Annotated in this window: 22 protein-coding genes; all 22 read left to right on the plus strand. The window is 53.5% G+C overall.

The window, feature by feature from the left end; translation table 11 throughout:
• The first annotated feature begins 52 nt into the window (after nucleotides 1-52).
• The 22 genes from E3E12_RS07850 to E3E12_RS07955 all read left to right on the plus strand — a co-directional run bounded on the left by E3E12_RS07850 (nucleotide 53) and on the right by E3E12_RS07955 (nucleotide 16,058).
• Nucleotides 53-334 carry a hypothetical protein gene (locus tag E3E12_RS07850; protein WP_141443794.1) on the plus strand — a complete coding sequence of 94 codons (282 nt, stop codon included), beginning with the start codon at nucleotides 53-55 and terminating at the stop codon, nucleotides 332-334.
• 159 nt (nucleotides 335-493) lie between these two features.
• Nucleotides 494-1,486 (plus strand): putative FMN-dependent luciferase-like monooxygenase, encoded by a 993-nt coding sequence (locus E3E12_RS07855; RefSeq protein ID WP_141443795.1) that lies wholly within the window; start codon nucleotides 494-496, stop codon nucleotides 1,484-1,486.
• 146 nt (nucleotides 1,487-1,632) lie between these two features.
• On the plus strand, nucleotides 1,633-2,178 hold the full coding sequence (locus E3E12_RS07860; protein WP_141443796.1) for a hypothetical protein: 546 nt from the start codon (nucleotides 1,633-1,635) through the stop codon (nucleotides 2,176-2,178).
• Nucleotides 2,179-2,282: 104 nt separating this feature from the next.
• Nucleotides 2,283-2,861, plus strand: coding sequence for an ImmA/IrrE family metallo-endopeptidase (locus E3E12_RS07865; RefSeq protein ID WP_141443797.1), 579 nt, complete (start codon nucleotides 2,283-2,285; stop codon nucleotides 2,859-2,861).
• Nucleotides 2,858-3,286, plus strand: coding sequence for a type II toxin-antitoxin system death-on-curing family toxin (locus E3E12_RS07870; RefSeq protein ID WP_141443798.1), 429 nt, complete (start codon nucleotides 2,858-2,860; stop codon nucleotides 3,284-3,286). Before E3E12_RS07865 ends, E3E12_RS07870 begins: the two co-directional genes overlap by 4 nt.
• Nucleotides 3,287-3,720: 434 nt before the next feature.
• Nucleotides 3,721-4,128, plus strand: coding sequence for a hypothetical protein (locus E3E12_RS07875; RefSeq protein WP_141443799.1), 408 nt, complete (start codon nucleotides 3,721-3,723; stop codon nucleotides 4,126-4,128).
• A gap of 35 nt (nucleotides 4,129-4,163) precedes the next feature.
• Entirely contained in the window at nucleotides 4,164-5,414 is a 1,251-nt protein-coding gene (locus E3E12_RS07880; protein WP_141443800.1) for a PBSX family phage terminase large subunit, read from the plus strand.
• Nucleotides 5,415-5,587: 173 nt separating this feature from the next.
• Nucleotides 5,588-8,848, plus strand: a complete 3,261-nt coding sequence (locus tag E3E12_RS07885) for a phage portal protein (protein WP_141443801.1) — start codon at nucleotides 5,588-5,590, stop codon at nucleotides 8,846-8,848.
• A 1-nt stretch (nucleotide 8,849) separates the two neighbouring features.
• Nucleotides 8,850-9,203, plus strand: a complete 354-nt coding sequence (locus tag E3E12_RS07890; RefSeq protein WP_141443802.1) for a hypothetical protein — start codon at nucleotides 8,850-8,852, stop codon at nucleotides 9,201-9,203.
• Between the two features lie 297 nt (nucleotides 9,204-9,500).
• Nucleotides 9,501-9,866 (plus strand): hypothetical protein, encoded by a 366-nt coding sequence (locus E3E12_RS07895; protein WP_141443803.1) that lies wholly within the window; start codon nucleotides 9,501-9,503, stop codon nucleotides 9,864-9,866.
• 198 nt (nucleotides 9,867-10,064) lie between these two features.
• Nucleotides 10,065-10,421 carry a hypothetical protein gene (locus E3E12_RS07900; protein ID WP_141443804.1) on the plus strand — a complete coding sequence of 119 codons (357 nt, stop codon included), beginning with the start codon at nucleotides 10,065-10,067 and terminating at the stop codon, nucleotides 10,419-10,421.
• Nucleotides 10,422-10,728: 307 nt separating this feature from the next.
• Entirely contained in the window at nucleotides 10,729-11,085 is a 357-nt protein-coding gene (locus E3E12_RS07905) for a hypothetical protein (protein ID WP_141443805.1), read from the plus strand.
• Between the two features lie 198 nt (nucleotides 11,086-11,283).
• A complete protein-coding gene (locus E3E12_RS07910; protein ID WP_141443806.1) occupies nucleotides 11,284-11,655 on the plus strand; it encodes a hypothetical protein in 372 nt (123 codons plus the stop codon).
• Between the two features lie 206 nt (nucleotides 11,656-11,861).
• Nucleotides 11,862-12,047 (plus strand): hypothetical protein, encoded by a 186-nt coding sequence (locus E3E12_RS07915; protein WP_141443807.1) that lies wholly within the window; start codon nucleotides 11,862-11,864, stop codon nucleotides 12,045-12,047.
• 18 nt (nucleotides 12,048-12,065) lie between these two features.
• On the plus strand, nucleotides 12,066-12,407 hold the full coding sequence (locus tag E3E12_RS07920; protein WP_141443808.1) for a hypothetical protein: 342 nt from the start codon (nucleotides 12,066-12,068) through the stop codon (nucleotides 12,405-12,407).
• 83 nt (nucleotides 12,408-12,490) lie between these two features.
• On the plus strand, nucleotides 12,491-12,829 hold the full coding sequence (locus E3E12_RS07925; protein ID WP_141443809.1) for a hypothetical protein: 339 nt from the start codon (nucleotides 12,491-12,493) through the stop codon (nucleotides 12,827-12,829).
• A 240-nt stretch (nucleotides 12,830-13,069) separates the two neighbouring features.
• A complete protein-coding gene (locus tag E3E12_RS07930) occupies nucleotides 13,070-13,339 on the plus strand; it encodes a type II toxin-antitoxin system VapC family toxin (RefSeq protein ID WP_141443810.1) in 270 nt (89 codons plus the stop codon).
• Between the two features lie 214 nt (nucleotides 13,340-13,553).
• The gene (locus E3E12_RS07935; protein ID WP_141443811.1) at nucleotides 13,554-13,790 is read left to right on the plus strand and encodes a hypothetical protein; all 237 of its coding nucleotides are present in this window, start codon (nucleotides 13,554-13,556) and stop codon (nucleotides 13,788-13,790) included.
• Nucleotides 13,791-13,975: 185 nt separating this feature from the next.
• On the plus strand, nucleotides 13,976-14,917 hold the full coding sequence (locus E3E12_RS07940; RefSeq protein ID WP_141443812.1) for a hypothetical protein: 942 nt from the start codon (nucleotides 13,976-13,978) through the stop codon (nucleotides 14,915-14,917).
• Nucleotides 14,914-15,225 (plus strand): hypothetical protein, encoded by a 312-nt coding sequence (locus E3E12_RS07945; RefSeq protein WP_141443813.1) that lies wholly within the window; start codon nucleotides 14,914-14,916, stop codon nucleotides 15,223-15,225. The genes E3E12_RS07940 and E3E12_RS07945 overlap by 4 nt, the downstream gene beginning before the upstream one ends.
• Nucleotides 15,226-15,250: 25 nt before the next feature.
• Nucleotides 15,251-15,541, plus strand: coding sequence for a hypothetical protein (locus E3E12_RS07950; RefSeq protein WP_141443814.1), 291 nt, complete (start codon nucleotides 15,251-15,253; stop codon nucleotides 15,539-15,541).
• Nucleotides 15,542-15,740: 199 nt separating this feature from the next.
• Entirely contained in the window at nucleotides 15,741-16,058 is a 318-nt protein-coding gene (locus E3E12_RS07955; protein WP_141443815.1) for a hypothetical protein, read from the plus strand.
• Nucleotides 16,059-16,155 lie beyond the last annotated feature (97 nt).

Below are 16,155 nucleotides of genomic sequence, written 5' to 3' on the forward strand. Positions count from 1 at the left end.
ATGGCCATGAACCCCTCTTCATATCGCAGCCGTAATGGTGGGAGCCACGCCCATGCATGAAACCCTGGCACGCGTTGCTGGCAGCGCTTTGCCCCTTCCCCCCACGCTGGCGCAGGGTCCCTTCCTGGAAGGGCTGTGCGCCTGGGGCCTTCTGGGCGGTTTAATGGTGTTCTGCTGCGCCTGGTTCATGGGGCTGCCTGAACGCCAGCAGCGTTTGGAAGCCCTGGTGGTTTTCCTGGCCTGGCCCATTGTGCCGTTGCTGCTGGCGCTGCGTTTGGCTTTGTCGCCTTGGGCGCGCCTGCACCACAGGCGCCACGGGCAGGCGGCTGCCTAAAGGCCCCTCTACTACTTGAAGGCCCTCATTGAAGGCCCCTTAATCACTTAACCTTATCGTGTTAAGTGCAAAATCACGCGTAAACATCGCCAAGTCCTTGCGTTGAACGACCCTGCGGTGGAGAATGCTAGCAACCACACCACCCCAGGAGGCTTGGCCATGCATTCTAAATCCATTGGCTTCTTCACGCGCCTGCTTGACGAAGGCCCAGCCGCCAAGCGCTACCAACTGGCCGGGGAACAAATCCAGGCTGCTGAAAAGCTGGGCTTCAACACTGCCTGGGTGGCCCAGCACCATTTCCACCCCGCTGAGGGCGGCCTGCCCTCCCCGCTCCCTTTTCTGGCCCATGTGGCAGCAAAGACCAGCGCCATTCACCTCGGCACGGGCGTCATCACCCTGCCTATGGAAGACGCCATCAGGGTGGCGGAGGACGCAGCCGTGGTTGACATCCTCTCCCAAGGGCGGCTGGAGGTCGGGTTCGGCTCTGGCGGCACGCCTTCTTCCTACGCCGCCTTTGGCCATGACTTCGCCCAGCGTCACGCGTTGATGAACGCCAACCTCGCCACCATCAAGCAAAGCTGGGCTGGCCAGGCGCTGCCAGGCGGGAATGTGGTATGGCCCCAGGCCAGCGGGCTTGGCCAGCGCTGCTGGCAGGCCACGTTCTCCGCTTTCGGGGCGCGCATGGCTGGCAGCGCCGGGGATGGATTGATGCTCTCGCGTACGCAGCCCCGGCCCCAAGGGTGGGAAGGTGCACCCCTCCACGCCCTTCAGCAGCCCCTGGTGGAAGCTTACCTGGAAAGCCTGCCCCAAGGTGTTCCAGCGCGCATCATGGCATCGCGCACCGTGGTGGTGGCCGACAGCCGCCAGCAAGCGCTTGATTGGGCGCAGGCGGGGCTGTTCCGCCAAGTGCCGCTGTTCCGCCAAGCTGGCTTCACGCTTGATGACAGCAGCTTGGAAAACCTCATCCAGAGCTTTGACGTAATCCTTGGCACGCCTGAGGAGGTGGCGCGCCAGCTGGCGGAAGACCGCGCCCTGGACAAAGCCACTGAAGTGGCCATCCAGGTCCATTCAGTGGACCCGCCGCCAGAAGCCACGCTGCGCTCGCTGGCGCTGTTCAGCACCCAAGTGGCCCCCGCCCTGGGCTGGCGCTAGCACGCGCGCTTAAACGCAGCTGGCCCAGGCGCGCGCCTGGCACATTCACGCCCCCTCCAGCCCCAGGCCCTTGCCCCGGTCCAGTGGCGCCGGGGGTGGTTTGCTTGTGAAAACAGCCCTTTTGCACAGCCAAAAGGGAGGGTGCCATGGGCAAGTTGAGCGAGAAAAGGCGCGCGCGCCGCAAACAGCCCCGCGCCTTGGTGGAAACATTGCGCCGCCTGGGGGTGGATGGCCAGACGGAGGCCGTGGCCCTGGCTTTTGTGAAAGCCTATATTTGGGGCCATGAGGGCTACCAAGATCCCTTGCCAGGTAACCCGCCGCCCCTGCCTGTGAAAATGCCTGATGGTAGCGAAACATTAGTGGCGGCTGATGACATCATCAAAGGCTTCTCCCAAGCGCGCGCCTGGGCGCATGTGCGCAGCTTCGCCCATTTCCAGGGGGAGAAGGCGTGGGACATCGCCGTGGCCCTTCTGGTGGAAAAGCAGGACTTCACCAGCTTGGGGGCGCGCTTCACCCATTACCAATCACCAGACAAGCGCTGCCATTTCGGCAAGACCCTAGCGCGCATTGCTCTCAAGAAAATGCTGGCCTGGCACCAGTCTGAAGGGCGCAAACGCTTTGCGGAAAGAAATGGCGGCAAACCGCCCCCAAAAAGTCGTCCCCGCTATAAAATGGTGGCTTTTTTGGACTAAAAGTTGACACCACCTCACTGAAAAGCACAAAATAACTATCTGTTTCAGAGGTGCGCCTGGAGGAAGTAAGCAAACGAACAAGCTTGTTCTAAGGAGTTGAGGATATGTCAAAGATACTCACAGCGGAGCAAGTTTTGCTGGCTTATTCTGACCGCGGCGTTCTACCCATTGACCCCGTGACCATCGCAAGGCGTGCCGGGGTGGAGGTGGAGCCTGAAAATTTCAAGGATGGTGTGTGCGGTTGGTATATCCCTGCATCCGGCACCTCCAGGCCTGTGATCCAATATCATTGGTCCGGTCACGAAAATCGTCAGCGTTTTACGATTGCCCATGAGCTGGGGCACCATTTTCTCCAGCATGGTGAGCGTCCACGTGACACCTCAAGGCAGCTGCAAGAGAGTGGCATTTTCAATGCTGACCCCGTTGAAGTGGCGGCAAACTATTTTGCCGCAGATCTCATCATGCCTTCGTTCTACGTCAAAACGCTCTACCGCATGGGCATGCGCAGTGTGGACGAGCTGGCCAAGAAGTTTAGGGTCTCTGTCCAGGCCATGGACATCCGGGTCAATAAACTTGGCCTCTCTCTGGAAAACCCTGGCATCCTGAGCCAAGAGGAAAAAAGGGTCATGGCCCGCTTCTTCGTGCGTGAGCATGAGCAGACCATCCACGACCTAGCGCAATGACGGCCATTCCCCAGCTTCTCTGGATTAAGAGGGAAGACGCCCTTCTCTACCAGAAAGAGGCCCTGAAGGCTGCTGGGGGATTGCCAGGCGTGCGTGATATGGGCCTGCTTGAAGCTGCCCTCAACAGGCCTCGGCAGCATTTCCATTATGAGCCTGATGTTTCGTTCTGTTTTCTGGCGGCGCTTTACACGCAGGCAGTGGCTAAGAACCATCCCTTCGTGGATGCCAACAAGCGGGCGGCCCTCATGATTGGTGAAGGGTTTTTGAACGGCCATGGTATTTTCCTGAAAATGTCATCCCGGCAATCGGTGCTGACTGAAGCCGTGTTGGCCTTGGCGCAAGATGGGCATCTGCAGGATTATGAGAAGCTTTTGCGGAAGAATGTGACGGTCCTGGATGTGGCTTTTCTCCCCATCAAGCTGTGAAAGAAGAACGGGGGCAAGCGCCATGGCTGCCGTGCCCCTTGACAAGAGGGGAGCGATAAGTTAAAGAAAGGTTATCATGTGATAATTGTGACTTTAGATTAAAAGAAACCTACTGAAAGTGCCCAGAGCACCCTGCTGGTTGCCCTGCTGCCTATAAAGGCCAGGGGGCTGGCCAAGCAGGCCACGGCTCCACTCCACGTTCCAGGCTGCCTCATTTCAGGCCACGGGCTTCTACCCACAGCCTGGGCTTCAGGCGCTTCCCAGCAAGGGAAAGGCGCTGAGGCGCTTTAGGCTGGGCTTCTCCGCCCCGTTTTTGCCCGCTTTAGCCCCAACCCGCAGCCCTCCGTGGCGTGCGGGTTTTTTATGCGCGCCCAGCGCCCCGACCACAGCCGACAACCCTGATCATTTTTGCTTGCTAAAGGGGGAGGAACGCCATGGCCAAAGCGGCACCAGCGCTGAAAACGTCCAAGGCCACACAAGCCAACCCAACCAGGCACCCTGGCCAAAGCACCGGAACAGCCAAGCCTTGCCCCTCACCTGCAGCTGAGGGCCCAGAGGCCGCCCAGCATGTGCGCCAGCTTGCCCAGCTTCATGGGGCGGACGCCATCACTGTTTTGGCCGACATCATGATGACGGCACCAGACCCCAAAGTGCAAATGGCCGCTGCCAAAGAACTGCTTGATTGGGGCTTCAACCCCAAAACCGCCCCAGAGGGGAATGGTGGGCAGGCGCCCTTCCAGGGCTTCACCATCCAGTTTGTTCAGCCAACTGAGCCTGAACCAGCTGAACCAGCTGCGCCTGAAAACGCTGAAAAAGGCGCTGAAACAGGACCAGCCCCTTAAAAACCACACCTAAACCCAAAAGCAGGGGGCACGCCATGGGCACCAATCAGCCAGCGCTGCACCAACTGCCTGTCGCCAGCGTTTTCCAGCCCCTGGCCCAGCACTGCCTGGCACCCCACCACAAAGGCAGGGCGCGCTATATCGGCGCTTATGGCGGGCGCGGCAGCGGTAAATCCAACTTCTTCGCTCAGGCCCTGATCCTGCGCGCCCTCCAGCAGCCAGGGCTGCGCGCCGTGTGCTGCCGTGAAGTTCAGAAGTCCATCCGCTTCTCCGCCCGCCAGCTTTTGGCGGATTGGGTGGGGCGGCTTGGGGTTGGGGCGCATTTCACTATTCTGGAGAACGTCATCCGCACCCCTGGCGGCGGCACCATCCTGTTCCAGGGCCTGCAAGACCACACGGCTGATTCCATCAAGTCCCTTGAAGGCTTCGACCTTGCCTGGGTGGAGGAGGCGCAGAGTGTCGGCCGCCGCTCCTGGCGCCTTCTGCGGCCCACCATCCGCGCCCCTGGCAGCCAGATATGGTGCAGCTGGAACCCCGAAAACCCAACAGACCCGGTGGACGCCTTTTCCAGGCGCCAACCAGGGCCAGGGGTTGTGTGCGTCCAGGCCAACTGGCGCGACAACCCCTGGTTCACGCCAGCGCTAGCGCAGGAACGCCAGCGCGACTTGGTCTGCCAGGACCAGGCCGAATACCACTATGTGTGGGAAGGTGGGCACCTCACCCTCTCTGAAGCGCTGGTGTTCAGGGGCAACATCCAGTTTGAGTGCGACATAGCCCCCCCACCTGGCGCCAGGCTTCATTTCGGCATCGACTGGGGTTTCGCCAACGACCCAACCGCCCTGGTGCGCTGCTGGGTGGAGGACGGCTTCCTGTGCATTGACCACGCCGAGGGCAGCCCCGGCATGGAGCTGGACAGCCTGCCAGATTTCCTGCGCGCCATCCCCGGCGCCACGTCGTGGCCGCTGAAGGCCGATGGCGCCAGGCCGGAGACCATAAGTTACATCGCCCGCCACGGCTTCAACATCACAGCGGCGCGCAAATGGCCTGGCTGCGTGGAGGATGGCATCGCGCGCATCAAGGCCTTTGCGGGCATTAAGCTGCACAAACGCTGCGTCAAGCTTGCGCGGGAACTGCGCACCTACAGCTACAAGGCAGACCCACGCACGGGCGACATCCTCCCCCAGCTGGTGGACGCCAACAACCATTGGATAGACGCCACGCGTTACGCGCTGGACGGCGTCATCACCAACAGGCGCCGCCTGCCCGACTTCTCCGCCTTTGCTTGAAACCAACCAGAGCGCACGCCCCAAGGCGCAGCCAACCCCTAGCAAAGCAATGCCCCGGCAAGGGTCCTCAGTACCACTGCCGGCGGCACGCCTTTTCAACACAGCTTTTGCACTTCCGTGCTTCCACTTCCACGCAAACCCTACCCACACAACCAATATTAATGAGGTGAACCATGGCCAGGTTCTGGGACTTTCTCCACCGGCGCGCACGCCCCACAGCGCAGCCAACCCCCAACCCCCCGCGGCAGGAACCAACGCTGCCCCCCTTCACGCGCTACGCCCATAGCGCGCCCTTCCCAGGCGCCCTGCCAGGCATGGGGGCAGAGGGGCCAGGGGCCGCGCGCCTGCGCCCCTACAGGCCACCCAGCGGCGTTGTCGGCCAGGGCTACGGCCTTGGCACAGCCTCCACCGCCCAGGGTGGGGCCAGCATGGCGCAGGACGGGGCGCTGCCGGTAGGCTCGCTGGCGCAGGCCTGGATGGGCGCCGGCACAGGCCCCCACGCCGCTTGGCTGGCGGATGGCCTTGGTTTCATGGGTTACCCTTATTTGGCCGAAATGGCCCAGCGCGCCGAGTTCAGAAAACCGTGCGAGGTCATCGCGCGTGAATGCGTGCGCGAATGGATCGAAATCAAAGCAACCACACCACACCCCAGCACGCCCCCCCAAACTGGCACCAACCCCAAGGGTTCAGGGGGTCCAGCAGGCGCAGTGGGCATAGGGGGTGTTGAAAAGGCACGGGGCGCTGAAGATGCCGAAGCCCCAGGGGGTGCTGAGGAAAGCGCCGCTGACCTTGCCAGCCGCAACGTGCGCGAACTGGAAAACACCCTTCAAAGCTTTGGCGTGCGCGACATCATACACCGCGCCACACTTGACGCCCTCCTTTACGGCCTCTCCCACATCTGGGTGGATGTCAGGGGGGTTGGCCTTGGCCCGCTGGACCAGGACATCCCCCTCCTCCTCACCAAGGAGGCCGGCCTCCAAGGGCGCCTCAAAGGGTTCAAGCGGCTGGAACCCATCTGGACAACGCCCAACGCCTACAACGCTGAAAGCCCCCTCCTGCCTGATTACTACCAGCCCCAGAACTGGTGGGTGCAGGGCAGCCTCATCCACCACACGCGCCTCCTCACCATGGTGCCCTACCCCGTCTCGGAGCTTCTGCGGCCGGCCTTCAACTTCGGCGGCCTTTCGCTGACGCAGCAACTGCGCCCCTACGTCCACAACTACCTGCGCACCCGCAACGCGGTTGCTAACATCACGGCCAACTTCTCCAACCTCGTTCTCAAAACGGACATGGCGGCCCAAATGCAGCAGACTATGGGCGCTGGCCAGGGCGGCGGGCTGGACAGCCTCCTGGGGCGCGTCAACGTCATGCGCCGCCTTTCAGAGGGGCAGAACACCATCGTAGCGGATAAGGAGGCAGAGGACGTCAGCGTGGTCTCAGCCCCCCTTGGCGGGCTTGACCGCCTCCAGGCCCAAGCGCAGGAGGCCATGGCGGCCATCCCCGGCATCCCCCTGGTTAAGCTCTTCGGCATTACCCCCACAGGGCTGAACGCCTCAGACGAAGGCAGCATCCGCGTTTTCTATGACGAGATCGCGGCCTTTCAGCAAAGCCACCTGCGCCCCATCCTGGAACGCATGGTGCAGATGGTGCAGCTCCACCTCTGGGGGGAGGTCAAGCCTGGGCTGGACTTCACCTTCCGCCCCCTGTGGCAGATGGACAGCCGCACCCGTGCGGAGGTGGAGAAAATGAAGGCGGACACAGACACCGCCAACATCAAAGCCGGCATCATCACCCCGCAAGAGGCCCGCCAGCGCCAAAATGCGGATGTGGACAGCCCCTACAGCGCCCTTGCGCTGCCCAACGACCTGCCCCAGCCACCGCCGGGGCCTGGCGCGCCACCAGCGTTGCCCCCTCATGGTCACGCAGGCACAGGGGAGAAGCCGGGGCCAGAAGATGCAGGACCAAAAGGGCCAGACAAGCCAGGAGATGGAGGGCCCAAAGGCCTTGAGAGTGAAAGTGCAGGGCCTGAAGGGCCTGAAGACACAGATGCCTCCAAACACCCTGGGGGCGGGAAACTAGACCGAACCACCCTGCCATCAGGGCTGAACCCCTCCTCCCCCCTGGCGAGGATGGCGGCTGATGAACGTTCCCGCTGGCTCACCGCTGGCCCGCGCCCCTCAAACATCCACGGTGGTTCCCAAGGCCTGGGAACGGACCACAACCCCTACCACGACCAGAAAGGCCGCTTCACCCATAAGGAAGGCGGTTCAGAAAGCGGCCCTTCCCTAGAAGGCCAGCATAAGGCTGGTGGAGCGGAAAAGCACAGCGCCACCCATGGGGGCACTGGCCACCACAGTGGCACAGCCCGCAGCGGCCTCATCAAAACAGGCTCTCACGCCCATGCGTCCATCCGCTTTGCTTCCACTGGAGGGGGGGAAGAAAGTGCTCATCATGCTGAGGCTACACCAGAAGAAACTGCAGCTAAAGAAGCTGTAAAGCGCGCTAAATGGGCTGAAGATTTTGGTGCCAAGGATTACAAACCTGGCCAATCTATGCCTCAGGCCAATGGTGAGTGGACGTTCGGCACAGGTCGCGCCAAAGATGGCTGGGTTCCAGATTATGATTATGCCCTGGAGAAAGGTAACCAAAGGCGGTTTCCCAATAAGCCACGAAATTTTCAGTCAAACCTCAGGTTTAATTATGGTAAACATTACAACAGAGATTTAGAGCGCCTAAAACTTGGCCATGAGCCAACAACAGGTCTGCACAAATTAACTGGTAGCATAAAGCAACAGAATGAAGATGCCGCTAAGCCTATAAGGGATCTTAAACGAACCAAATCAAGGAATATTGTTTATCTTTTAAAAGATGGTTCAACAGGGCGTTATGACACAATCTATGGTGTTTGGAGCCCCAAAAAAGGCGCACCGGGCGCAGCCTTTGGCCAAAATGGCGAATTTAAATTTTATCTTGATACCCTTGATAACTTAGGATTCCAAAGACCTAAAGATCATGTTGCTCAAGAGCATAAAAAGAAAACTTCTGGAAAGAAAAGCAGAAAAAATGCTTTAGTTAAAAAGAATGGCAACGCCCCCTTAAAGGAAAACCCACCTCAACAAGTTGAATCGAAGCCAGCTAGTCCTGAACATACCCAAGCTGATAAGCCTCAATTAAAGCCAACCCCTTCAGAAGCGCCTGAAGCAAAAAGCCCAGCACCTCACAACACCGTTTCAAAACCTGCGAAAAAACTTGCACAGTCATCAAAAACGCCTAGCTTGAAACAGCTGAAAATCTTGGGAAGATCTCTAAGATTATTAAAACCAGCCATTAGGATTGGTTCAAAATTGTATCCTCCGGCTCAGAAAATTGAGGATGTTGCCTCTATTCTCTGGGACTTATACAACGATTGGAAAGCTTGGAAAGGAGATAAGTGAAATGACAGTATTCCATTTTTTTGAAACAACACATGTTAATACTCTGGATGACCATAATAGGTTGACTGATGACATTGATTTAACGAAAGACGGTGAAAATAAAGGTCTAGTGACCCTCAATCATGAAGATGGTCTCGAACTCATTGATGTAACTTGCTTAGGGTGGCGTAAAGAAAATGGTCCATTTCCTCTCAATGTTCTCCTTCAGGCCCTTGAAATGGGCGAGGAGACCCTCTTAGAGGATGATTACTATGACATTTACGGTGATGAGGAATATATAGGAGAGGACGATGAAGAAACAGAAGCCGAGGCCTCAAAACCTGATGTTGGTTCAGACCCCACGCCAAAGGACTGACCGCCTCTTGGGTCATCACTCCTTCTCCTAACTCTTAACCACTAAAGGGGCTGCCCTTCCCCGCAGCTCTTTCCTGTGCTCCCCACAAACAAAACAATAAAATATCGGCTGTGCTCAAACTTGCACAGCCATCAAAAACACCTAATCTGAAACAGACGAAGAGCTTGCAAAGATCTCTGAGTTCATTAGGGCGCCAGCCAAGGCACCTTCCAAAATTAAAGGGCGCAGGTCAAGCAATCGTGGATATTGGTTATATTCTTTGGGAATTGTACAACGATTGGAAAGCATGGAAAGAAGATGAGTAAAATGCCTAAATTCTATTTCACAGAAAGAACTCATGTCAATACTTTGGATGATCATAATAATTTAACAGATGATATTGATTTGGTTAAATTTGGAGGACATCCAAAGGGATTAGTAACCCTTAATCATGAAGATGGTCTCGAACTTATTGATGTGACTTGTTTATGGTGGCCTAAAGAAAATGGTCCATTTCCCTTTAATGTTCTCCTTGAAGCTCTTGAAATGGGCGAGGAGACCCTCTTAGCGGATGATTACTATGACATTTACGGTGATGAGGGATATACAGGAGAAGACGATGAAGAAACAGAAGACGAAGGTCCAGAACCTGATGATGGTTCAGACCCCACGCCAAGGGACTAACCGTCCTTTGCTTCAACTCCTCTTTGCCTGATTTTTAACCACTAAAGGGGCTGCCCTTCCCCGCAGCCCCTTCCTGTGCTCCCCACAAATAAAACAATAAAACAATGTGCCACATAAACTCTTCATGAGATGATTTGCTGATAGCTTAGGCCTTCCTGTACTAGGTTTATCTGGCAGTGATGAAGAGTGAGAGTGAACATGATTCCAGAAGATACCTATTTAAAATACGATGATTGGCGGTTCTTAAGTGAGTTTTTCTACACTTCAGAGCATGGTGAATTAAGATACACTACAACTGTTTCATTTCAGAGTGAAGATATCATCATGATGACTCATGAAGATGCCATAAATCTCATTGATGTGAACTATCTGAAGTGGAAACAAAAAGATGGAAGCATTCCCTTAAATTATTTCATGGATGTTCTTGAGTACAGTGAAGAAGGTTTGCTGGAGGATGATGCCGATGTGTACGCTCCAGATGAATATGACGAAGATGAGGAAGAAGATGAAAATCCTTCTTCAGAATCTCATTCTCAAGCGCCTTCAGAGAGCTGACCTCCTCTTGCTTCATCGATACATCTCCTAACCCTTACCCACCCAAGGGGCTGCCTTTCCCCCGCAGCCCCTCCCTGTGCTCCCCACAAACAAAACAATAAAATATCGGCTGTGCTCAAACTTGCACAGCCATCAAAAACGCCTAACCTGAAACAGCTGAAGATCTTGGGAAGGTCTGGAAAATTATTCAGGATCCTCTGGACAGATTATAAAAGGAAATGGATTAGCCCTCAGGATGTCGTGGACATAGGATCCACTCTTTGGGATTTATACAACGATTGGAAAGCTTGGAAAGGAGATAAGTGAAATGGCAGAATTCTATTTCACAGAAAGAACTCACGTCAATACTTTGGATGATCATAATAGGCTGACTGAAGACATTGATTTACTTAAGGACTATGAACCTAAGGGCTTAGTAAATCTCAATCATGAAGATGCCCTCGAACTCATTGATGTGAGCAGTCTTGGGTGGAGTAAAGAAAATGGTCCATTCCCTCTTAACATGCTTCTCTATGCGCTCAATCAAGGTGAAGCAAGGTTGTTGGAGGATGATTACTATGACATTTATGGTGATGAGGGATATAAAGAAGAGGACGATTATGACGAGGATGGAGACGAGTCCTCTGAACCTGATGATGGTTCAAACCTCACGCCAGAGGACTGACCTCCTCTTGCTTCATCGCTTCTTCGTCTAACCCTTACTCACCCCAGGGGCTGCCCTTTTTCGCAGCCCCTTCCTGTGCTCCCCACAAATAAAACAATAAAACAATGTGCCACATAAACTCTTCATGAGATGATTTGCTGAAAGCTTAGGTCTTCTTATACTAGGTTTATCTGGCAGTGATGAAGAGTGAGAGTGAACATGATTCCAGAAGACACCTATTTGGATTATGATGAGTGGCGGTTCCTGAGTGAGTTTTTCTACACTTCAGTGCATGGTGAACTAAGATACACGGCAAAAATATTATTTCACGATGTATGTATCATTGAGATGACACACGAAGATGCCATAGATCTCATTGATGTAAATTTCTTGAGTTGGAGCAACAAGAATGGAAGAATTCCTTTAAATTATTTCATGGATGTTCTTGAGTACAGTGAAGAAGGTTTGCTGGAGGATGATGCCGATGTGTACGCTCCAGATGAATATGACGAAGAGGAGGTAGAAGATGAAAACCCTTCTTCAGAATCTCATTCTGAAGCGCCTTCATCTGAGGCCTCTTCAAAAGACTGACCGCCCCTTGCTTCAACCCCTTTTTGCCCAACCCTTACCCCCAAGGGGCTGCCCTTCCCCGCAGCCCCTCCTTGTGCTCCCCACAAACAAAACAATAAAATAATACTCCTCATCAACATGAACTAACAACTGCGGCGCCAACGGGAGAAAGGCTCTCAAAAACATCCCATGCCCCTCTCAATCGTTGGCAGAAATTTCTCTCTGAATTGAAGAAATTCATTAACGAGCCGCTCATAGATCTTCCTGAACATGAAGTGGATTGGTCAGGGATGCGTGAAGGTGTTTCAACTGGTAATGTGGCTTTACCAGATGTCCCCGTGCCCACGGGCAGCATGGTTGCACCAGAAGTCATGGTGCCTGAAATGCCGGTAATTGTTCCAATCTTTCCGTAACTGATTATTGGATTTGACATGTCTAAGTTGAATTTTCCTGAACAAACTAACCACCACTTCTTCCTGAACACTTATGTTAATACGCCGGACATTCATGAGAGATGCACTTATGAAATCATGGTGGATGACAAAGGGGTAACCATGGCTTTCACCCATGAAGATGCAGTGGATCTTATTGATCTTCAATGCATGGGTTGGGACGGCGCAAAAATGGGCAGGCTTCCCTTGGATGATGTCTTGTTTTTAATGCAAGAAGCCGAAGAATGGTTGCTGGATGATGACCCTGAGCTGCTTGAAGATTACTTCAAGCGGCTTGAGGAGGAAGAAAAAGCCGCCAAGGCAGAGAACCCAGAAAGCTGAGTGCCTTTTCAAGAAGGTTGGTGAATGATGGCGGGGACTCGTCTGAAAGGGTCTTTAAACTGAACTGTAATGAGGTTGCGGCAATGAGCATTCCAAGAATAACCAATAACGATGAAAGTCACTTCCACGTTGATCGTTATGTTAATTCATATGACTTTTATGAAAGGGACACTTACGAGATCGTTGACTCCACCACGGGGGCGGTCATGTCCTGCAATCATGAAGATGGAGTGGAGCTTATAGATATTGATGGTCTAAGCTGGACCATGAAAGAAGGACGGCTGGCTTTAGATTATGTTTTGCAGCTCTTGGCGGGGGCTGAGGAATATTTGCTGGATGATGACCCTGAGCTGCTTGAAGATTACTTCAAACGGATTGAGGAAGAGGAAAAAGCCGCCAAGGCAGAGCCCCCAGAGAGCTGAGTGGGGCAAGCTGCGCCAGCTTCACACTTTTTGCCTAACTCCTCATGGGGCTACAGCTGTTTTCCCCACCCCAGCGAAGGGCGTTCAAAATGCTTTGAAAACCGTGGAAATCATTTGGTTTTCACCTCTGCCAAGGGTTGGAAAAGCAGGGCTGTTTGGGTTAACCACCCCTTAAAGAAGCTTGACAAGACGCCCCACACTAGAACCAATCATGCTTTTTTGCGTTCTCTGGAGTGGGTTATGGGTGGTCGCCACAAGCAGATTAATCATGAGATTTCCCTCGAAATCTACATGGATGAGCTAGACAACCACCGCAGGAAGTCCCTTGAGGCCGTCTTGTACAACTTCGTGGTCATCACCTTTGACCATGAAGATGGTGTTCATGAAATAGACATCTGCCGCCTTTTCTGGACTGTGAACTGGGGCCGGATCCCTTTGAAAAAGTTCATGAAGGTTCTTGAGGAAGGCGGCAAAAAGCTGGCTGCTGAAGATGGTGAAACTCCTGAGTGAAACAGCGGACCTGATGCCCCCAAGGTGCCTTTACGCCCCTTGGGGGAGGTCGGTGGTCTTCACCCCATAACCATCAAGCGCAGGGCCCATGGGTGGTTAGCAGCAGAGCAGGCCCAGGCGCGGCTTCAATAGCGTGAAGAACGCGCCACGTTAAACCCAAATAAAAACCTATTTGCTTAATCCTCAGTCCTTGGCGCTGCGCTTGCGCCCAACCATGCCTGCTCCAGCCATCCCAGATGGGCGGGAAGAGCGCTTGTGGCAACGCTTCAGCCATGTTTGCCTGGCGCACAAAGAGAACCAGCGCCAACTCCAGGCCCACCACAATGCCCGTGCACGCCGCCACACGCGGGCGCTTGCTGCGCTGAAGCCACCTTCCCCCCTAGCCACCATGGCGGCTGATGAGCGCGCACGCTGGCTGACCGCCACACCAACCCCCACAGCCTGGGCGTAGACCATAATCCCTATCACGACCAGAAAGGTCGCTTCACCTACAAGGATGGCAGCACAGAAAGCAGTTCTCCCTCTGAAAATCTGCATGGAAGTGAGGCTCAGCATAGAGCCGATTCTCACCAAAGTCCTTCCGCCCATGAGGGGAGTAAGGGCCTTGGCTCTACCTCCCATGGGGGACGGTCCCCTTTGGGCGAGAGAGAAGCAAGAGGCGAGCACAGCCAAACCGTGCCTGCAGAAAAGGCAGAAGAAACAAAGGAGCGTATAGAATGGGCTGAAGATTTTGGCGTTAAAAATTATAAGACTGGCCCCATGCCAAGCGCCCATGGTGAATGGACCTATGGTACAGGGCGCGCCAAAGATGGCTGGGTGCCAGATTATGAAGCTATTCTTCAACATGGCACCCGGCCACGTTTTGAAAGAAGGCCTAGGGACCAAACGTGGTTAAGATACAGCCAGAAAGAACATCATGACCGGGATGAGCAGCGTGCCAAATTAGGCCTGGAATTAAGAACAGGTTTACAGAAAATTACGGGTCCCATCAAAGAGCAGAATAGGCAAGCTGCAGAGATTATCAGAAAGCTTCAAAGAACAGCTTCTAGGAATATTGTGCGCTTGGTGTCTCAAGGTGGACCAAGCCGTTTTGGTAAAACATACGAGATTTGGGGACCAGAAAAAGGAAGCCCTGGCATTATTGTGACTTCAAATAATGAATTCAAGTTTTATAGTGATACGCTTGATAAATGGGGTTTCCCCAGAGAAGATTTAGATGAAGTGGCCTTAAAGTTTAAAAGAAAGTCTCATCGGTCATCAAGAAAGGAAAAAGCGCCTCAAAAACCTGAAACCAAGAGTAAACCGATTTTAAAAACTGATGATCAAATAAGTTCTAAAAATCCATTTTATGTGTATGGAGAAAATCCTTTTATAACCGGCAATGAATACGATGATCCTTTAGCGGATCTTGATAGAGTGGAACGGGCAGCGTTAAACTATTTGTGGACATCATTTACAGAGCAAACCAAGATTTGGTCTGAGTTACATCGTCAACATCCTTATGTTTTTGGTGTTAATCCAATTGTGAAGTTTGGATGGGAAGGTATGAAAATTTTTCTCAGGAGAATGAAAAAATGACAAGTTTTTATTATGGCGGTAGAACTTACATGAACCCTGATGAAGATCACAACCGGCTTACACTAGATCTTTCCCTCAAACGAGATGGTGCTACCAGAGGGTTTGTCACACTGAACCATGAAGATGCGCTGGAAACGGTGGATGTTACCTACATGTGCTGGCCTCAAGAAGAAGGACCTTACCCTTTAGTTGAATTGATGACAGCGCTGGAACGTGGTGAAGAGGTTCTGTGGACTGATATCTTCTATGACATTCGTGATGAAGATGACGAAGAGGGCGAGGAGGAAACACCAGCTCCTAACCCTTAAAGCTGGATAAGGATTGCATGCTCACATGAAAGCTAATCGTGAACGTGTTTTTATTGGCGATTTCTCAGTGAGCAATGTGGAAGCTTTTGTTGTACGACGTCATGAAGAGCGCGCCTCGGTAGAGGTTTGTATAGCTGGTGGTGAAAAAGGCAGGGGTGAGTTCGCCCTCAACCATGAGACAGCTTTTGAGCAGGTGGATGTCTGCTTCCTGGGTTGTCATAGAGGTTATATTCCCCTGGATGTGTTCATGAATACGTTTGATTACGGTGAAGCCATCATCCTTGATGATGTACCAGACGAAGATAACTTCTTTTGACGGATGAATTCTTAGCTGCAGAGCGAGCGGAATACGAAGCCGAACAGCTGAGGAAAGAGCAGGCAAAACAAGCCGCCCAGGAAGCGCCTGAACCTTCCAAGGGACCATGAGGTAGTGCTCACCCCAATACTCAGTTAAACGCCAACTTTAAGGAGAAAGAAGCTGCCCTTATCAGGCTCAAAGCCAGGAGAATGAAAAAATGACAACTTATTATTATGGCGGCAGAACTTATGTGAACATTGTTGACAATCATAACAGAATGACGCTTGACCTGAATCTTACAAGAAATGGTAGAGTAGTAGGTAGCTTTGCGCTCAATCATGAAGATGCCTTGGAAACAGTGGATGTTACCTGCATGGGATTGCCGCAAGAAGATGGGCCTTACCCCTTGAGCATGCTGATGAGAGCACTAGAACGTGGAGAAGAGGTTCTGTGGACTGATATCTTCTATGATATTCGTGATGAAGATGACGAAGAGGGCGAGGAGGAAGACGAAGACTACGAATCAGAAAGCTAACTGTTATCTAAAGCGTAATTGATTATCTTCACGTCATCATGATTTAGTCACCCTCAAGCGCAGGGCTTATAGCTGGTTAGCAGCAGGGCTGGCCCAG

The sequence above is a fragment of the Formicincola oecophyllae genome (assembly GCF_006542395.2).
Classification (GTDB): domain Bacteria; phylum Pseudomonadota; class Alphaproteobacteria; order Acetobacterales; family Acetobacteraceae; genus Formicincola; species Formicincola oecophyllae.